The sequence below is a fragment of the Xanthomonas hawaiiensis genome (genome assembly GCF_031834635.1).
Taxonomy (GTDB): Bacteria; Pseudomonadota; Gammaproteobacteria; order Xanthomonadales; family Xanthomonadaceae; genus Xanthomonas_A; species Xanthomonas_A sacchari.
Genome location: NZ_CP115873.1, coordinates 250,055 through 265,406, shown reverse-complemented (window position 1 = coordinate 265,406; position 15,352 = coordinate 250,055). Strand labels below are relative to the sequence as shown.

The window sequence follows — 15,352 nt, the reverse complement described above, 5'->3', positions numbered from 1 at the left end:
CGGATCAGCGTCCCGTCGGCTTCGCCGTCCCGCCCTGGGGCACCCCATCGGCATCGATCACCGTGACCTCGCCCAGCTTCAGCGCGCGCACCGGCGCCTCGATCTGTTTGAGGTCGCCCACCACCACCCAGGTCAGGCGGTTGGGGTCGAGCAGCGACGCCGCCTCGCGCACCTGCGCCGGGGTCATCGTCTCGATCTCGGCCTTGCGCTTGAACACGTAGTCGTCCGGGCGGCCGTAGCGGACGATGCCGCCGATCGCGCCCATCACCGAACTGGCGGTCTCGTAGGCGCCGGGCAGGCTCAGGGTCTGGATGTTGCGGATCCGCGCCACCTCCTCCGCCGTCGGCGGCGCCTTGCCGTTGGCGAAGGCGCTGATCTCCCTGGACATCTCCTGCAGCGCCGGGGCGGTCTTGTCGATCTGCACCGGCGCCGAGGCGGTCCACGGCCGCTGGCCGAGCGCGCTGGCCGCGCCGCTGCGCGCCCCGTAGGACCAATGCTTGTTCTCGCGCAGGTTCATGTTCAGGCGCGAGGTGAAATCGCCGCCGATCACGCCGTTGGCCATGTCGAAGCGGACCGCGGCCGGATCGGTGGTCGGCGGCACCAGTTCCGCGGCGAACAGGTTGGCCTGCACCGCGCCGGGCTGGTCGATCAGGTACACGCGCGGCTTGCCTGGCCAGGCCACCGTGGCCGGGGCCGGCACCGACGGCGCCGCCCCCTCGCCCTTCCAATCGCCGAACTGCGCGTCCAGCAGCGGCACGATCTCGCCCAGGGTGGTGTCGCCGACCACGATCAGGGTGGCGTTCTCCGGGCGTACCCAGTCGCGATGGAAGTCGACCAGGTCATCGCGCTGCAGCGCCGCGATCGCCGGCTCGGTGCCAGTGCCGCTGAACGGGATCGCGTAAGGATGGCCGGCGCCGTACAGCAGCGGCGGCAGCACCCGCATCGCCACGCCGTTGGGCTGGGCCTTCTCCTGGCGGATGCCGGCGATCCAGCTGGCGCGGATCCGCTCGATCTCGTTCGGCGCGAAGCGCGGCCGCCGCAGCATGTCCGCATACAGCGCCAGCGACGGCGCCAGGTTCTCCTTCAGCGCCGACAGATAGGCATTGCTGCCGTCCAGCGAGGCGCCGGCGGACAGCGACGCGCCCAGGGCCTCGGCCGCATCGGCGAACGCCAGCGCATCGCGGTCGCCGGCACCCTCGTCGAGCATGCCCATGGCGAAACTGGCCGTGCCCGGCTTGCGCCCCTGGTCGGCGCTGTACCCGCCCCTGAATTCATAGCTGAACTGCACCACCGGCACGTCGTGGCGCTCGGCCAGGATCACCGTGCTGCCGTTCTTCAGCGTGGCGCGCTGCAGCGCCGGGAACTTCAGTTGCGGGAACTGGGTGGTCCTGGGCGGGCCGGCACTGCGGTCGACCACGCTGGGCAGCGCGCGGTAGTTGGGATCGACCGGCGGCGGATTCAGCGGCGCCGGCTGCACGGTCGGCTCCTCGGCCATGGCCACGCGCTCGCCCGGCTGCACCAGCAAGGTGTAGTCGCCCTTGCCCAGCCACGTGCGGCCGACCGCGGTGAGATCGCGCGGGCGGGTGGAGGCGATGGTCGCCAGCGAGGTGCGGAAGCAGCCGGGGTCGCCGGTGTACACCGCGCACTCGGCCAGCACGTCGGCCTTGCCGCCGAAGCCGCCGATGCGTTCGACGCCGCGGATGAAGCCGGCGCGGAAGGCGGTCTTGGCGCGCGCCAGTTCGGCCTTGTCCGGCCCCTTGTCCAGCAGCCGGCGCACTTCCTCGTCGATCGCCGCCTCGACCTTGGCCGGGTCCACGCCCTGCTTGACCATGGCGATGATGCCGAAGCCGGAACCGAGCTGCGACGGCCATACCGAGGCACTGATCTGGTCGACCAGCTTGTCCTGGTGGACCAGGCGCCGGTCCAGCCGCGAGGACTTGGCGCCGCCCAGCACCTGCGCCAGCAATTGCAGGCGATCGACATCCTCGGTGCCGGTCTGCGCCACGTTCCAGACGCGGTAGATCCGCGTCTGCGGCACCTTGTCGGTCATGGTCTCGCGGCTGGACTGGCTGCGCTGGGCCACGTCGACCTTGGGCTGGGCCATCGTCGGGCCGGCCGGGATGTCGCCGAAGTAGCGGGTCACCTTCTCCTTGGCCGTCGCCAGGTCGATGTCGCCGGCCAACACCAGCACCGCGTTGTTGGGTCCGTACCAGGTGCGGAACCACTGCTTCACGTCGGCCAGCGAGGCCGCGTTGAGATCGTTCATCGAGCCGATGACGGTGTGGTGGTACGGGTGGCCGGCCGGGTACAGCGCTCGGCTCAGCCGGCTCCAGGCCTGGCCGTACGGCTGGTTTTCGCCCTGGCGCTTTTCGTTCTGCACCACCCCGCGCTGTTCGTCCAGCGCGGCCTGGTCGATGGCGCCGAGCAGGTGGCCCATGCGGTCCGACTCCATCCACAGCGCCATGTCCAGCGCGGTGGTCGGCACGGTCTCGAAGTAATTGGTGCGGTCGCTGTTGGTGGTGCCGTTCTGGTCGGTGACGCCGACCTGCTTGAACGGCTCGAAGAACTCGCCCCGGTGGTTCTCGCTGCCCTGGAACATCAGGTGCTCGAACAGATGCGCGAACCCAGTGCGCCCGGCCGGCTCGTCCTTGGCGCCCACGTGGTACCAGAGGTTGACCGCCACGATCGGCGCCTTGCGATCGGTATGCACCACCACCCGCAGTCCGTTGGGCAGGGTGAATTGCTCGTAGGCGATATCCACCGACGTGGCAGCGGCGGGCCTGGCCGCCGTCGAGGGCGGCGCATAGCCCAGTGCGCCGAGCGCGGCGGACAGGGCGACGGCCAGCAGGGCGCCACGCGGGCGGATCGAGACGGTCATGCGGATTCCTTCTTCCTTGTGGCGGCGAAACAGCCGGTGAACGCCGATCGTACCGGGCGTACCGCACTGCGCGTATCCCCGCGTTGTCGATGCCGTCCTTCTTCTATGGCGCCGAAATCGACCCATCAGCGGAGCGGTTGCCACCACGGACTGTGCCGCCGTGTCCGCGTCCGGCGTACGCGAGCGCCCGGGTGTCCGCCTGCGGACACTTTGCCAGAACAAATTTCCCTACAAATACAACATCTTGGAGTTGGCACGCGGTCTGCTTACACATCCTCGAACGCGAAAGACGCCGCAATTAAGTGAATGAAAGCTTAATGAAGCTGCAGGAAGCAAAAAAGTTCTTGCAGCCCCTGATTAGGTGTACTACCTTACTACCACACCACTGATCAACAACACCAACGAGGCCCGCCATGAAAACCACCACCCTGCTCCTGACCGCCGCCATCGCCGCCCTGTTCGCCGCGCCGTCCTTCGCCGCCGCGCAGATCACCACCCTGGAGACCGTGCAGGTGCGCCCGTCGGCCGACCAGATCGCCCAGCGCAACGTCGAGCAGGCCAGCGGCATCGCCACCTTGGCCGCGGTGCAGGTGCGCCCCTCCGCCGAGCAGATCGCCCAGCGCGACGCCGAACTGTCCAGCGGCATCGCCACCCTGGCCGCAGTGCAGGTGCGCCCGTCGGCCGAGCAGGTCGCCGAACGCGACCTCGCGCAGGCCGCCGGCCAGCACGTGGTCACCCTGGCCACCGTGCAGGTGCGTCCGGATGCGGACATGGGCAGCATGCTGGCGATCGGCGACGTGGTCGGCGAGACGCTGGATACCGCGATGCTGCAGCTGCAGCCGAGCCTGCAGAAGCTGGGCCAGGACATGGCGGTCGGCCTGATCCGCTGAATCGGCAGCAAGGCCTCCGCGCCGGCGCGTACACTGCGCCGATGATCGCCACCCCAACGCTGCACGTTCTGCTGTACCAGCCCGAGATTCCGCCCAACACGGGCAATGTCATCCGCCTCTGCGCCAATACCGGCGCGCAACTGCACCTGATCGAGCCGCTGGGCTTCGACCTCGGCGACCGTCAGCTCAAGCGCGCCGGCCTGGACTATCACGAATACGCACGACTGCAGGTCCACGCGTCGCTGGATGCGGCCCTGCAGGCCATCGCACCGCGCCGCCTGTTCGCCCTCAGCACCCGCAGCAGCACCCGTTACGACACGCCCGCCTTCGCCGACGGCGACGCCTTCCTGTTCGGCCCGGAAACCCGCGGCCTGCCGGATACGGTGCTGGAGCAAGTGCCCGACGCGCAGCGCCTGCGCCTGCCGATGCAGCCGCACAACCGCAGCCTCAACCTGTCCAACGCGGTCGCGGTGGTGGTGTTCGAGGCGTGGCGGCAGCTTGGGTTTCCCGGTGCCGAGTGAGCGCGTAGCGCGCAGTGCCCGGAAGCGATTCGATCCGGGGACGAAAAGATCCGCAGCCTGCCCCCCCGATCGCGTCCCACCCCGCCGGATGCCACTGACGCTTCTACACTGGGTCTGGGCAGCGCCTTCCTCCACTGCATCCAGTGACAAGCCCCCTGTCGTGCTCCCACTAGGCTCCACGAATGGCATCGCACACCCAACCCAACGCCAGTGACTGGGTCAGGATCGACCGCGACCGGGAAACCGGTATCGAAAGCGTGCATGCGCATTTCCGCGGGCATGCCTACGATCCGCACGATCACGACGAAGTGCTGGTCGGCGTGACCCTGCAGGGCGTGCAGCGCTTCCGTTGCCAGCGTTCGCTGCATACCAGCACGCCCGGGCGTGCCATGCTCATCGAACCTGGCGCGGTCCACGACGGGCATGCGCCGGCCGAGGACGGTTTCACCTACGCGATGCTCTACCTGCCGCAGCGCTGGGTGGCGGACGCACTGCAACGCCGCGGCCAGCAGGATGGTTCCGCGCTGCATCCGGCGTTCCGCACGACCCTGGCCGACGACGCCGCACTGAGCGCGGCGATACGTCAGGCCTTCCTGGCGATCCATCAGCGCGAAGGCCGGCTGGCGCGGGACCAGAGCCTGGACCGCATGATGCGCCTGCTCTCCCCGCACCTGTCGGCCGAGGCGCGGCGTCCTTGTGCGTCGACTCCAACGGTCGCGCGTGCCAGGGATTTTCTGCACGCGCAGATGGAGCGCGACGTCAGCCTCGATGAGCTTGCCGACCATGCCGACCTGGATCGATTCCGACTCACCCGGCAATTCCAGCGCACGTTCGGCCTCTCGCCGCATGCCTACCTGATCCGACTGCGCTTGCGCGTTGCCCGTGCCCTGCTGGCCGATGGACAGGAGCCGGCGGACGTGGCGCTCAAGGTCGGGTTCGCCGATCAGAGCCATCTGGGCCGCTGGTTCAAGCGCGCCTATCGGCTCACGCCGGCCGCGTACCGGCGGCAATGTGCGGGCGGTGCTGCACAGGCGTTCTAGAACGCAGCGGCGGCGACACGGACCATGGCAACTCATCCAAACCGCGGAGTTGCGCATGTTCGATACCAAAGTGGCCCTGATCGTCCGCAACGACCTGGCGGTCTGGCAGCGCCTGAACGTGGCCGCCTTCCTGGCGACGGGCATCGCCGCGGCCGCCCCCGACGCGATGGGCGACCCGTACATCGATGCCAACGGCCATCGCTACGGCCGCCTGCTCGGCCAACCGATGCTGGTGTTCGAAGCCGATCTCGATGGGCTTCAGGCCGCTCACCGAGTGGGGCTGGCGCGCGAGATCACCGTGCTGCCGTATGTATTTGCCATGTTCTCGACCGGCCATGACGCGGCCAATCGCCAGGCGTTCGCTGCGGAAGATCCTGGGCACCTCAACCTGGTGGGTCTAGGCCTGCGCGGCCCGAAGAAGGCCATCGAAAAAGCCACCAAGGGCCTGGCGCTGCATCAGTAGACACGTGCTGGCGCACGCGGCGGTCAGGAAAGATCGTGCAGGTCCTTGCCCAGCGGCGGCCCCAGTTGCCAATCGGAGAAGCGGACGTTCAAGCCCTCGCGCTCCGGCGTGCACGTCATCGGGCCGACGAGGTAAGAGGACGCGACCGGGAACGGGCACAAGCGCACCAGCGGCCAGTACTTGCCGTCGCGCGAGACCTGCAGGCGCAGCACCCCCTTGTCCAAGGTGGCACGCATCCAGAAATCCGAGGCGTCCGCGTCGTACGGGCCGGTGGCCCAGTCCGAGCGGCCGTCGGTCAACACGCTGCTGAGCATCGGCCGGCCATCGCTCAGCTCGATGCCAGACTTGACCCAGCGACGCGCGTCGATCCGGACCATGAGGCCGGCCTGATCGTAGAGTTGTTCGAATTTCCCACGGATGCGCACCTGGCAGGTAAAGCGGGCGGGCGCGGCGATGCCGAGGAAGTGCCCGCTGTCGCGGGTGAACCCATAGTGGGTTTCGCGCCAGAAATCGCTGCCCTTGTCGGTGACCACTTCGAGCACGCCGCCGGGCAGGAGCCGATGGACCTTGGGTGCATTGAGCCAGGTGCCCGCCTCCCAGCCGGAGGGCGCTGCGGCGCGCACCCCGGTGGCCAGCACCACGCCACCGGCGGCGAGCCCGCCGACAGTCGCCCGGCGCCCGATATCCACGTCCCGCTCTCCGGCATTGGCCATCGCGCTGCTCCTCACGCCGCTGGTTGCGAGGCGCCATCGATGCGATGGCCTTCGTCGACCTCATCGGCGAATTTGTACATCCGTACCAATTGAGGCGTCAACCGCGACCTGCGATCATCGGCCTTCGTCGAGACAGCGTTGGACAGGCATGAGCGGCAGGACCTGGCGCCAGGATCCGCACCGGAAGGAAGCGATCGAGCAGGCCACGCTGCGGTTGATCCTGGACCACGGCGTCGCCGGCACCTCCTTCCGCAAGGTCGCCGCGGAAGCCGGCGTTCCGCTGAGCGCCACCACCTATTACTTCGGTTCGATGCACGACCTGCTGGTGGCCGCGTTCGCCCGGTTTTCCCAGGAGGTGTCCACCGACTTCGCCGCCGAAATCCGCGCCGCGCAGAACCACGCGCAGGCCTTGGACGCGGTGGTGAACATCATCTTCGCCGAGGGAACGGCCTCCCCACGGGTGCTGCTGCTGAGCTACGAACTGTATGCCTTCGCCCGCCGGCACCCGGCGCTGACCGCGATCATGCAGCAGTGGATGGCCAGGAGCCGGGCCGCGCTGGAAACGCATTTCTCCGTCGCCGCATCCGCCGCCATCGACGCCTTCATCGAAGGCGCCACCATCCACCGCTCGGTGGTGCCCATGGACAGGCTGCGCGTGCGCGCGGCGGTCGAGACGCTTGCCGCGCTGTAGCGTGCGGATCGCATGCGTCGCCATCTGCGCTGACAGTCACTGGCATTCCCGGCTGCCTGAAATGCAACGGCGCGCATCACAACAATGCGTCGCGGGCGCCTGAACAGGGCGTTTAATTTATGGACTAGTCGGTTTGGGATTCAGGGCGAGTTCGGGTCGCTAACGGATAATTTACATATCGGCAGCGAACGGCCCCACGCCTCAGCGCCGACAAACCAATAACGAAGGTACCCGATTATGAAGACCTCTCTGCTTGCTCTCGGCCTCCTGGCCACCCTGCCGTTCGCCGCTTCGGCTGCCGAAGGCCTTTCCTACAACTACGCCGAAGCCGGCTACGTCAAGACCGACGCCAACGGCGGCGACGCCGACGGTTGGGCGGTGAAGGGTTCCTACGCGTTCCACCCGAACTTCAGCGTGTTCGGCGACTTCAACCGCCAGAAGACCGACTTTGCCGACGCACGCGTCGACCAGTGGCGCGTCGGCGCCGGCTATAACCACGAGATCGCGACCAGCACCGACCTGGTGACCCGCGTGGCCTACAACCGTTTCGCCCCGGAATACGGCACCAAGTTCAACGGCTGGAGCGCCGAAGCGGGTATCCGCACCGCGTTCAACCCGTACCTGGAAGTCTATGTTCTGGGTGGTTACGAGGACTACCTGAAGAAGGACGGCATCAATCCGGAAGGCGAGTTCTACGGCCGTCTGGGCGCCCAGGCCAAGCTGAACCAGAACTGGGGCCTGAGCGCCGACCTGAAGATGGACCGCAACGGCGACAAGGAATGGTTCGTCGGCCCGCGCTTCAGCTGGTAAGCGTTGCCTAGCGCTGCGCGCGTCGTCTCTCTCTCCCGCCGCGCGCGGTTCGGAAAGCCCGGTCCCACGACCGGGCTTTTTTTTGCCTGTCGATCCGGCCGTCGTCGCTGGCGCGCCGGCGGCGGACACGAAAACGCCCGGCCAGGCCGGGCGTTCGCATGTCCAGCGGATGGCCGGATCAACTGAACAGGGTGGTCGGGTACTCGGGCTTCTGTTCGCGCGCCAGCAACTGCTGCAGGCCGACCGCCGGGGTCAGTTCGCCGTGCAGGACCGCGCGCACCGCGTTGGAGATCGGCAGGTCGATGCCGTGGCGCTCGGCCTGGCGCATCACCTCGTCGGCGGTCTGCACCGACTCGACCACCTGGCCGATCGCGCGCACCGCCTCCTGCAGCGGTTGCCCGCGGCCCAGCGCCAGGCCCAGCCGGCGGTTGCGCGACAGGTCGCCGGTACAGGTGAGCACCAGGTCGCCGAGCCCGGCCAGGCCCATCAGGGTTTCCGGCTTGGCGCCGATCGCCGCGGCCAGCCGCAGCATCTCGTTGAGACCGCGGGTGATCAGGCCGGCGCGGGCGTTGAGGCCCAGCTCCATGCCGTCGGCCACGCCGGTGGCCACCGCCAGCACGTTCTTCATCGCCCCGCCGAGTTCGGCGCCGACCATGTCGTCGCCGGTGTAGGCGCGGAAGGTCGGGCCGTGCATGGCGTCGGCAACCTGCTGCGCGAACGCGGCATCGCCGTGCACGGTCACCGCGGTCGGCAGGTCCAGGGCCACTTCCTTGGCGAAGGACGGGCCGGTGACCACTGCCAGCGGGACGTCCTCGCCGAGGATCTCCTGCGCCGCCTCGTGCAGGAACCGTCCGGAGCCGGGCTCGAAGCCCTTGGTCGCCCAGGCCACGCCGGCCTGCGCCGGGCGCAGCGGCGCCAGTTGGTGCAGGGTGTCGGTGAACGCATGCGACGGCACCACCACCAGGATCCAGTCGGCGCCGTCGATGGCCGCCGCCAGGTCGGTGGTGGCCTGCAGGCCCTCCGGCAGCGCGATCCCCGGCAGGTAGCGCGGGTTTTCGTGACGCTGCCCGATGGCCTCGGCGACCACGGCGTCGCGGCCCCACAGCACGGTCGGATACCCGTGCCGTGCGGTCAGCGACGCCAGCGCCGTGCCCCAGGAGCCAGCGCCGAGGACGGCGATCTTCTTCTTGGCGTTATCGCGCATGCGCAACGGCGAACGCGCTCAGGCGTTGCCGGCCGGCTCCGAGTCGGCCAGCGACTGGCCCTCGCCCTGCTGCGCACGCTGGCGCAGGGTCTCGGCGTACAGGGCCTCGAAGTTGATCGGCTGCAGGAAGAACGGCGGGAAGCCGCCGGCCTGGATCAGGTCGCTGACCAGCGAACGCACGTACGGGAACAGGATGCTCGGGCACTGGGTGCCGAGCAGCACGTCCACCGCCTGCGGGTCCAGACCGACCAGGCCGAACACGCCGGCCTGCTGCACTTCGGCCACGTAGGCGGTCTTGCCGCCGGCGTTGCAGGTCAGGGTCACGGCCAGCACCACTTCGAAGGCCTGCTCGTTCAGCTGCTGCACGCGCTGGTTGAGGTTGAGCTGCAGTTCCGGCTGCGCGTTGTCGTTGAACACCGACGGCGCGTTGGGGGACTCGAAGGACACGTCCTTGACGTAGATCTTCTCGATGGTGAAGGCGGGACCGGCCGCGGCGTCGGCCGGCGCCGCGGCGCCGTTGTTGGTGAGGTCGGACATTGCGTGACTCCGGTGGATTCGGTGACAGAAAGAAACGGGATTATCACACGCCGGCCGCGCCCCTTCAGGGCCGGCCGGACGGGGTGTCTCAGCGGCCCTTGACCAGCGGCAGCTCGGCCTGCTGCCAGGCGGCGATGCCGCCCTCCAGCACGTAGACCTGCTCGAAGCCGGCCTTCTTCAATTGCTTGGCGGTGCCGTCGGCAGTGGTGCCGGTGCGGCAGACCAGCACCACCGGCTGCGCCTTGGCGTTGGCCACCAGCTTGTGCTCCGGGCCGAACTGGCTGGCGGTGGCGTTGCGGCTGCCGGCGATGTGGCCCTTCTCGAAATCGGCCGAGGCCGACAGGTCGACCACCACCGCGTTGCCGGCGTTGATCAGGCGGGTCAGCTCGGCCGGCCGCAGGCTCTTGTAGCCACGGAACAGGCGCGCCACTTCGGTGACGATCAGGGCGATGGTGAGGCCCACCAGGGCCAGGGCCAGCATCGGGTTGCGGCCGGCGAAGGCCAGCAGTTCTTCGAAGTTCACGGGACTCGGGGGCGGGAAGCGGGCGCCGATTGTCGCACAGCTCGGCGACCGCGCTACTGGCCGTTCCACAGGTCCGGCAGGCCGTCCTGCAGCCACCAGGTCTTGGCCGCCGGGTCCCAGCGCCAACGCTCGCGGTAGCGGACGATGCGCTCGGCCTGGGTATTGCGGTTGATCACGCCCAGCTCGATCTCGCGCAGCGCCTCGCCGTCGCCGACCGCGGCGGCGCCGACCTTGTAGGAGGAGACCTGGATCTGCCGGTAGCGCTCCAGTTGCAGGTCGGTCAGCGGATGCGCCTGGCGGTAGGCCGGATCCACCGCCTGCCAGGCGGTTTCGAACTCGCTCCAGCGCACCGCGGCGGCATAGGCGGTCTGCAGGTCGTCGAGCTTGCGCTGCTGCGCGCCGCTGCCGGCCGTGACCGCACCGGCCCAGCCCAGCAGCAACAGCAGCGCGAGTGCGCGGAACATCGAAGGCATGGCGGCGTCCAGGTGGCGGCGCGCAGGATGCGCGATCCGCGCATCCTACCCCTTGGCGATGGCCACGAAGCGACCGCTCAAGGTCGCCGCCGCTGCCGCGCCGGGCGCACCGACCTGGGCCTGGATGCCGATGCGGGCGCGGCCGCGCTGGCGAAAGGTGTTCGCGAACACGTCCCAGTCGCCCTCCGCGTCGGCATTGGCCTGGGCATGCAGATCGGCGTACAGCGGCGCGAGGTAGCGCACCTGGCTGTCGGCGACATAGACGTCGGCCTGCAGGCCGGCGCGGTGCAGTTCGCAGTTGACCAACCCCCAGCCGGCCAGGGTCATCACCGAGCCCAGGCTGCCGCCGAAGGCATTGCCCTTGTCGTTGAGGTTGGCCGCCAGCGGCGCGACCAGGTGCAGGCGCTGCTCGGCGTAACCCTGCACGGCGACCTGCAGCGCCGCCACCGGCGGCATGGCCTGGAACTGCCGCTGCAACTGCTGCAGGAACGCCTCGAAGGAAAGATCCGCTGCCATGGTGCGATTGTGCTGCCGGTGGGGGCTCGCATAATGCCTGGCATGAGCGCGCATGCAACCGCGGCCCCGGCCTGGACCCTGATCTCGCTGCGCCCGCAGGGCGAGCACGCGCCGCTGCGGCGGGCCGCGGCGCGCTGCGGCGGGCGGGTGCTGGCGGTGTCGCCCTGGCGGATACGGCCGCGCACCGATCCCGCCACCCGCGCGGCGCTGGCCGCGGCGCTGGATGCGCCGCGGGTCATCGTCAGCAGCCCGGCGGCGGTACGCGCGGCCGCGGCGCTGCAGCCACTGACCGCACGCCCCGGCCAGTGCTGGCTGGCGGTGGGCGCAGGCACGGCGCGCGCCTTGCGCGAACACGGCATCGCCGAGGTGGCGACGCCTGCGCGGATGGACAGCGACGGGCTGCTGGCGCTGCCGGAACTGGCCGCGGCGGAGTTGCCGGTGGGCCTGGTCACCGCCCCCGGCGGGCGCGGCCTGATCGCCGCACATCTGCAGGCGCGCGGCACGCCGCTGCTGCGCGCCGATGTGTATGTCCGCGAGCCGGTGCGGTTGCGCCCGGCCGACCTGGCCCGCCTGCACGCAGCAGCGCCCGGGGTGCTGGCGCTGAGCAGCGGCGAGGCGCTGCAACAGGTGCTGGCGCAACTGCCCGAAGCGTTGGCGCAGGCCTGGCGCGGGCGTCCGGTGGTCGCGGCCAGCGCGCGCCTGACGGCGCTGGCCGCAGACCTTGGATTCATTGACGTTGTCCAGGCCGCGGGGCCGATGCCGCAGCAATTGGTGGCCGCCGCGGCGGCGATCGTGACGCGCTCGCCACCTCGCTGAACGCGGGCCAGCACCCGGGTTGCGGTCGCAGTGCCGCTCACGCCATGCTCGGCGGTGCCGCGCCGACCCCCGCCTTGCTCGCGACGGGCGACGGCCCTCCAGGACGCTGCCGATGACCGACGAAATCCCGATCACGCCTCGCCGTTCCACACGCTGGATCTGGTTGCTGCTGGTGCTCGCCACGCTGGCCGCGCTGGCGTTCGCCGGCTGGCGTGGCTGGGACTGGTGGCAGGCGCGCAGCGCGCGCGAACTGGCCCAGCAATCGGACCTGCAGCAGCAACTGCAGGCCTTGCAGCAGGCCCAAGACAGCCTGCGCCGCGACCAGCGCGCCACTGCGCAGCGGCTGCAGGACGCGGCCAGCACCAACCGTGTGCTGCGCGACGAAATGCTCGGCCTGAGCCAGCGCAGCGCGCTGCTGGAGGCCAATGTCGCCAAGCTGGCCGACTCCAACCGCCACGGCGCGCAGGCGCTGCGCCTGGACGAGGTCGAACTGCTGCTCAACCAGGGCCAACAGCGCCTGCTGCTGGCCGGCGATGCGGTCGGCGCGCGCCGCGCCTACGCCCTGGCCAGCGGCGTGCTGGACGGCATCGACGATCCGCAATTCCTCAACCTGCGCCAGGCGCTGCTGCAGGAACGCACCGCGCTGGACGCGCTGGGCGACGGGCCGCAGGCGCGCCTGGCCGCGCAACTGGATGCCTTCGCCGCCAGCCTGGACAAGCTGCCGACGCAGTTGCCGGAGAGCGCGCAGCAGCCGCTGTGGCAGCGCCTGCTGGCGCCGCTGGTGAAGATCCGCCCCTCGCAGGGCGGCGTCCTGGCCGCCGGCTCGGAGCGCGTGGCCGCCCACGATGCGCTGCAGCTCGACCTGACCCTGGCGCGCGCGGCACTGGAGCGCGGCGACACGCGCGGTTATCGCAGCGCGCTGGCCGGCGCCGGGCGTTGGCTGTCGCGGTTGTGGCCGGAGTCGCCGCAACTGCGCGAACGCCGTGCCGCGCTGCGCACCCTGGCCAACGCCGATCTGCGCCCGACCATCCCCGAACTCGGAACCACCCTGCAACAGTTGCGCGCAATGCGCGACGCAAGGAGCCCGTCATGAAATCCCTTCGTTCCCTGATCGTGCTGTTGATCGTCATCGCGCTGGGCGTGGTCGGCGCGCAATGGCTGGGGCAGGACCCGGTGCGCCAGTTGGGCGAGGTGATCGTGCGCGTTGGCGGCACCGACTACATCGCCTCGCTGCCGCAGGCCTCGCTGCTGCTGGTGATCGCGTTCCTGGCGCTGTGGCTGGTGTGGAACGTGCTGAGCTTCCCGTTCCGTGCCTGGGGCCGGCGTCGCCGCAAGCAGTCGCGCGCGCGCCTGCTCGACGGCCTGGCTGCCGCCCATGCCGGCCAGTGGACGCGGGCCGAGAAGCAACTCAACGCCGCCGCAGAGGATCCCGAGGTCAGCGCCATCGCCATGATCGCCGCAGTGCGGGCGGCCGATGCGCGCGGCGACCGCGAGGCGACCGAGCGCCACCTGCGACGGCTGGCCGAACGCGATGCCGCCGCGCACGCGCTGCTGCAGGCCGAACTGCACCTGGAGCAGCAGCGCCCGGTCGATGCGATCAACGCGCTGGACGTGGCCGCGGCGCAGCCGCTGCCGCCGCGCGGGCTGTTGCTGCGCACCGAGGCGCTGACCCGCATCGGCCGTGCCGGCGAGGCCTATGGGCAGCTCGGCGCGATCCGCCAGCAGCAGGCGTTGCCGCTGGAGGCGATCGCCACGCTGGAAACGCGGCTGGCCGCGGCGTCGCTGGACCAGGCCGCCGATGCCAATGCCCTGGCCGAACGCTGGGAAAGCCTGCCCAAGTCGCTGCGCAGCGAGCCGGCGGTGGTCGCCGCCTACGCGGTGCGCGCGGCGGCGCTGCGCTGGGACGATGCGGCGCTGCGCAGCCTGGAGCAGGCGCTGGACACGCGCTGGGACGAAGGCCTGGCCGCGCTGTACGGGCGGCTGCCGGTGGAGAAGTACGATTCGCGCCGCGCCAGTGCGCAGCGCTGGCTGCAGGGGCATCCGGACAGCCCGGCGCTGCTGCTGACCCTGGCACGCCTGGCCCGGCACCAGCAGCAGTGGCCGCAGGCGGAGGAGTTCCTGCACCGTGCGCTGACGCTCGGTGCCGGCGCCGAGGCCTGGGAGATCTTCGGCGACGGCTATGCCGATGCCGGCGACATGCTCGCGGCGCAGCGCTGCTACGCCAATGCGCTACGCGTGCAGCGTGGCGAGTTGGCCGAGCCGCTGCCCGAGCCGGTCGCGCCGGTGACCCCGATCGCGCTGGCGCCGGACAGCACGGAACGCCGCGACGACCATGGGTTCCCGCGGCTGGAGGGCTGAGTTCGGTTGCTCCGTAGGAGCGGCTTCAACCGCGACGGGACATTCCCTGGGACGCCTCGTCGCGGCTGAAGCCGCTCCTACGGGATCGTCCCGGTGGTGTTAGAGATGGCCGAGCCTGCAAGACCAGGCCGGGACGCTGATCCGCGGCTGAAGCGCGTCATGGATGCTTCCGGACACGGCAGCGCACGCGCATCGCTCCTGCGCCGATCAGTGAAGAGGAGCACGGCAGACCGCATGAGCCGCGTCGTGTGTCCAGGCCGGCTGCGCACCGGTCATCGAATCCGAAGGTGGCCGGCCGCGTCCGGCCGCTCAGCGCCGCAACGCCGGCGGCAGCGTCGGCAGGCGCGCCAGGAACGCGGGCGCCAGGCCCTTGTAGCGCGCGTAGCGCTCGTCCATGCGCCGCGGCACCAGGATGCGCGCGCCGAACATGCCCCAGATCAGCATGACCAGGAACACGGCACCTCCCAACCAGAACCCGCTCTCGCCGCCGACGGCGAATCCGAGCAGGGGACCAGCCAGGAAGGCACCGGCGATCAACAGGATGTACCGGTTGCGCCGGCGCCGATGCTCCGCGCACATTCCGAGCACGTGGCTGCTGCGCTTGCGCGCGACCAGTGCCGCGATCGCATAGACCAGGATGCTCACCAGGATCAGGGCGTACCAGCCCGGCGCGTGCCAGTAGAAGGTGCGCTTCTTGAGTTCGTCGTTGCGCAGCGCCGCCCCGCACTTCACGCAGTGCGGCGGGAACGGCGCATCGCGCAGGCATAGCAAATCCGTGCCATCGCGCCACAAGGTCTCGCCCGGCAACGGCGGCGGCAGGCTGGACGGACTGGCGATGCTTGGCGCCTGGTACGGATTGAAACTGCCCTGCTCGGTCATGGCCTGCGCCCCCTGCGCGCCGTGTCGCCCGCGTGGCGCA

Annotated in this window: 17 protein-coding genes; 9 read left to right on the top strand and 8 right to left on the bottom strand. The window is 70.1% G+C overall.

Annotated elements, in window-relative coordinates:
* Positions 1–4: 4 nt before the first annotated feature.
* On the bottom strand, positions 5–2,878 hold the full coding sequence (locus PG878_RS01155) for a M16 family metallopeptidase (protein WP_209030406.1): 2,874 nt from the start codon (positions 2,876–2,878) through the stop codon (positions 5–7).
* 413 nt (positions 2,879–3,291) lie between these two features.
* Between PG878_RS01155 and PG878_RS01150 the strand changes: the two genes are divergently transcribed.
* From PG878_RS01150 to PG878_RS01135, 4 genes are all read left to right on the top strand, one after another.
* Positions 3,292–3,768, top strand: a complete 477-nt coding sequence (locus tag PG878_RS01150; protein ID WP_209030405.1) for a hypothetical protein — start codon at positions 3,292–3,294, stop codon at positions 3,766–3,768.
* Between the two features lie 41 nt (positions 3,769–3,809).
* Positions 3,810–4,289: a tRNA (cytidine(34)-2'-O)-methyltransferase gene (locus PG878_RS01145; protein ID WP_209030404.1), complete on the top strand. Its 480-nt coding sequence runs from the start codon at positions 3,810–3,812 to the stop codon at positions 4,287–4,289.
* A gap of 182 nt (positions 4,290–4,471) precedes the next feature.
* Positions 4,472–5,329 (top strand): AraC family transcriptional regulator, encoded by an 858-nt coding sequence (locus PG878_RS01140; protein ID WP_209030403.1) that lies wholly within the window; start codon positions 4,472–4,474, stop codon positions 5,327–5,329.
* Between the two features lie 55 nt (positions 5,330–5,384).
* The gene (locus tag PG878_RS01135) at positions 5,385–5,792 is read left to right on the top strand and encodes a DUF2000 family protein (RefSeq protein WP_209030402.1); all 408 of its coding nucleotides are present in this window, start codon (positions 5,385–5,387) and stop codon (positions 5,790–5,792) included.
* A 23-nt stretch (positions 5,793–5,815) separates the two neighbouring features.
* Here PG878_RS01135 and PG878_RS01130 read toward each other — a convergent pair whose 3' ends face one another.
* Complete coding sequence (locus tag PG878_RS01130) at positions 5,816–6,505, bottom strand: DUF1349 domain-containing protein (protein ID WP_209030401.1); 690 nt, start codon at positions 6,503–6,505, stop codon at positions 5,816–5,818.
* Between the two features lie 148 nt (positions 6,506–6,653).
* On the opposite strand from PG878_RS01130, the gene PG878_RS01125 reads away from it, so the two are divergent.
* Together PG878_RS01125 and PG878_RS01120 are read left to right on the top strand one after the other, a co-directional pair.
* Positions 6,654–7,196 carry a TetR/AcrR family transcriptional regulator gene (locus tag PG878_RS01125; protein WP_209030400.1) on the top strand — a complete coding sequence of 181 codons (543 nt, stop codon included), beginning with the start codon at positions 6,654–6,656 and terminating at the stop codon, positions 7,194–7,196.
* A 237-nt stretch (positions 7,197–7,433) separates the two neighbouring features.
* Entirely contained in the window at positions 7,434–8,006 is a 573-nt protein-coding gene (locus tag PG878_RS01120; RefSeq protein ID WP_209030399.1) for an OmpO family porin, read from the top strand.
* A gap of 178 nt (positions 8,007–8,184) precedes the next feature.
* On the opposite strand, the gene PG878_RS01115 is transcribed toward PG878_RS01120, so the two are convergent.
* From PG878_RS01115 to PG878_RS01095, 5 genes are all read right to left on the bottom strand, one after another.
* Positions 8,185–9,210 (bottom strand): NAD(P)H-dependent glycerol-3-phosphate dehydrogenase, encoded by a 1,026-nt coding sequence (locus tag PG878_RS01115; RefSeq protein ID WP_209030398.1) that lies wholly within the window; start codon positions 9,208–9,210, stop codon positions 8,185–8,187.
* 18 nt (positions 9,211–9,228) lie between these two features.
* Positions 9,229–9,747, bottom strand: a complete 519-nt coding sequence (gene secB / locus PG878_RS01110; protein WP_010340061.1) for a protein-export chaperone SecB — start codon at positions 9,745–9,747, stop codon at positions 9,229–9,231.
* Positions 9,748–9,835: 88 nt separating this feature from the next.
* Positions 9,836–10,270, bottom strand: a complete 435-nt coding sequence (locus tag PG878_RS01105) for a rhodanese-like domain-containing protein (RefSeq protein WP_209030397.1) — start codon at positions 10,268–10,270, stop codon at positions 9,836–9,838.
* Between the two features lie 53 nt (positions 10,271–10,323).
* Positions 10,324–10,743 carry a hypothetical protein gene (locus PG878_RS01100; RefSeq protein WP_209030396.1) on the bottom strand — a complete coding sequence of 140 codons (420 nt, stop codon included), beginning with the start codon at positions 10,741–10,743 and terminating at the stop codon, positions 10,324–10,326.
* Between the two features lie 45 nt (positions 10,744–10,788).
* Positions 10,789–11,259: a YiiD C-terminal domain-containing protein gene (locus tag PG878_RS01095; protein ID WP_209030395.1), complete on the bottom strand. Its 471-nt coding sequence runs from the start codon at positions 11,257–11,259 to the stop codon at positions 10,789–10,791.
* A 42-nt stretch (positions 11,260–11,301) separates the two neighbouring features.
* Here PG878_RS01095 and PG878_RS01090 point away from each other — a divergent pair, with 42 nt between their 5' ends.
* The 3 genes from PG878_RS01090 (at position 11,302) to PG878_RS01080 (ending at position 14,433) form a co-directional block, all read left to right on the top strand.
* Positions 11,302–12,075 (top strand): uroporphyrinogen-III synthase, encoded by a 774-nt coding sequence (locus tag PG878_RS01090; protein WP_425611754.1) that lies wholly within the window; start codon positions 11,302–11,304, stop codon positions 12,073–12,075.
* Positions 12,076–12,187: 112 nt separating this feature from the next.
* Positions 12,188–13,168, top strand: coding sequence for a uroporphyrinogen-III C-methyltransferase (locus tag PG878_RS01085; protein ID WP_010340056.1), 981 nt, complete (start codon positions 12,188–12,190; stop codon positions 13,166–13,168).
* Positions 13,165–14,433: a heme biosynthesis HemY N-terminal domain-containing protein gene (locus PG878_RS01080; RefSeq protein ID WP_209030393.1), complete on the top strand. Its 1,269-nt coding sequence runs from the start codon at positions 13,165–13,167 to the stop codon at positions 14,431–14,433. The genes PG878_RS01085 and PG878_RS01080 overlap by 4 nt, the downstream gene beginning before the upstream one ends.
* 309 nt (positions 14,434–14,742) lie before the next feature.
* Here PG878_RS01080 and PG878_RS01075 read toward each other — a convergent pair whose 3' ends face one another.
* On the bottom strand, positions 14,743–15,312 hold the full coding sequence (locus tag PG878_RS01075; RefSeq protein WP_209030392.1) for a hypothetical protein: 570 nt from the start codon (positions 15,310–15,312) through the stop codon (positions 14,743–14,745).
* Positions 15,313–15,352 lie beyond the last annotated feature (40 nt).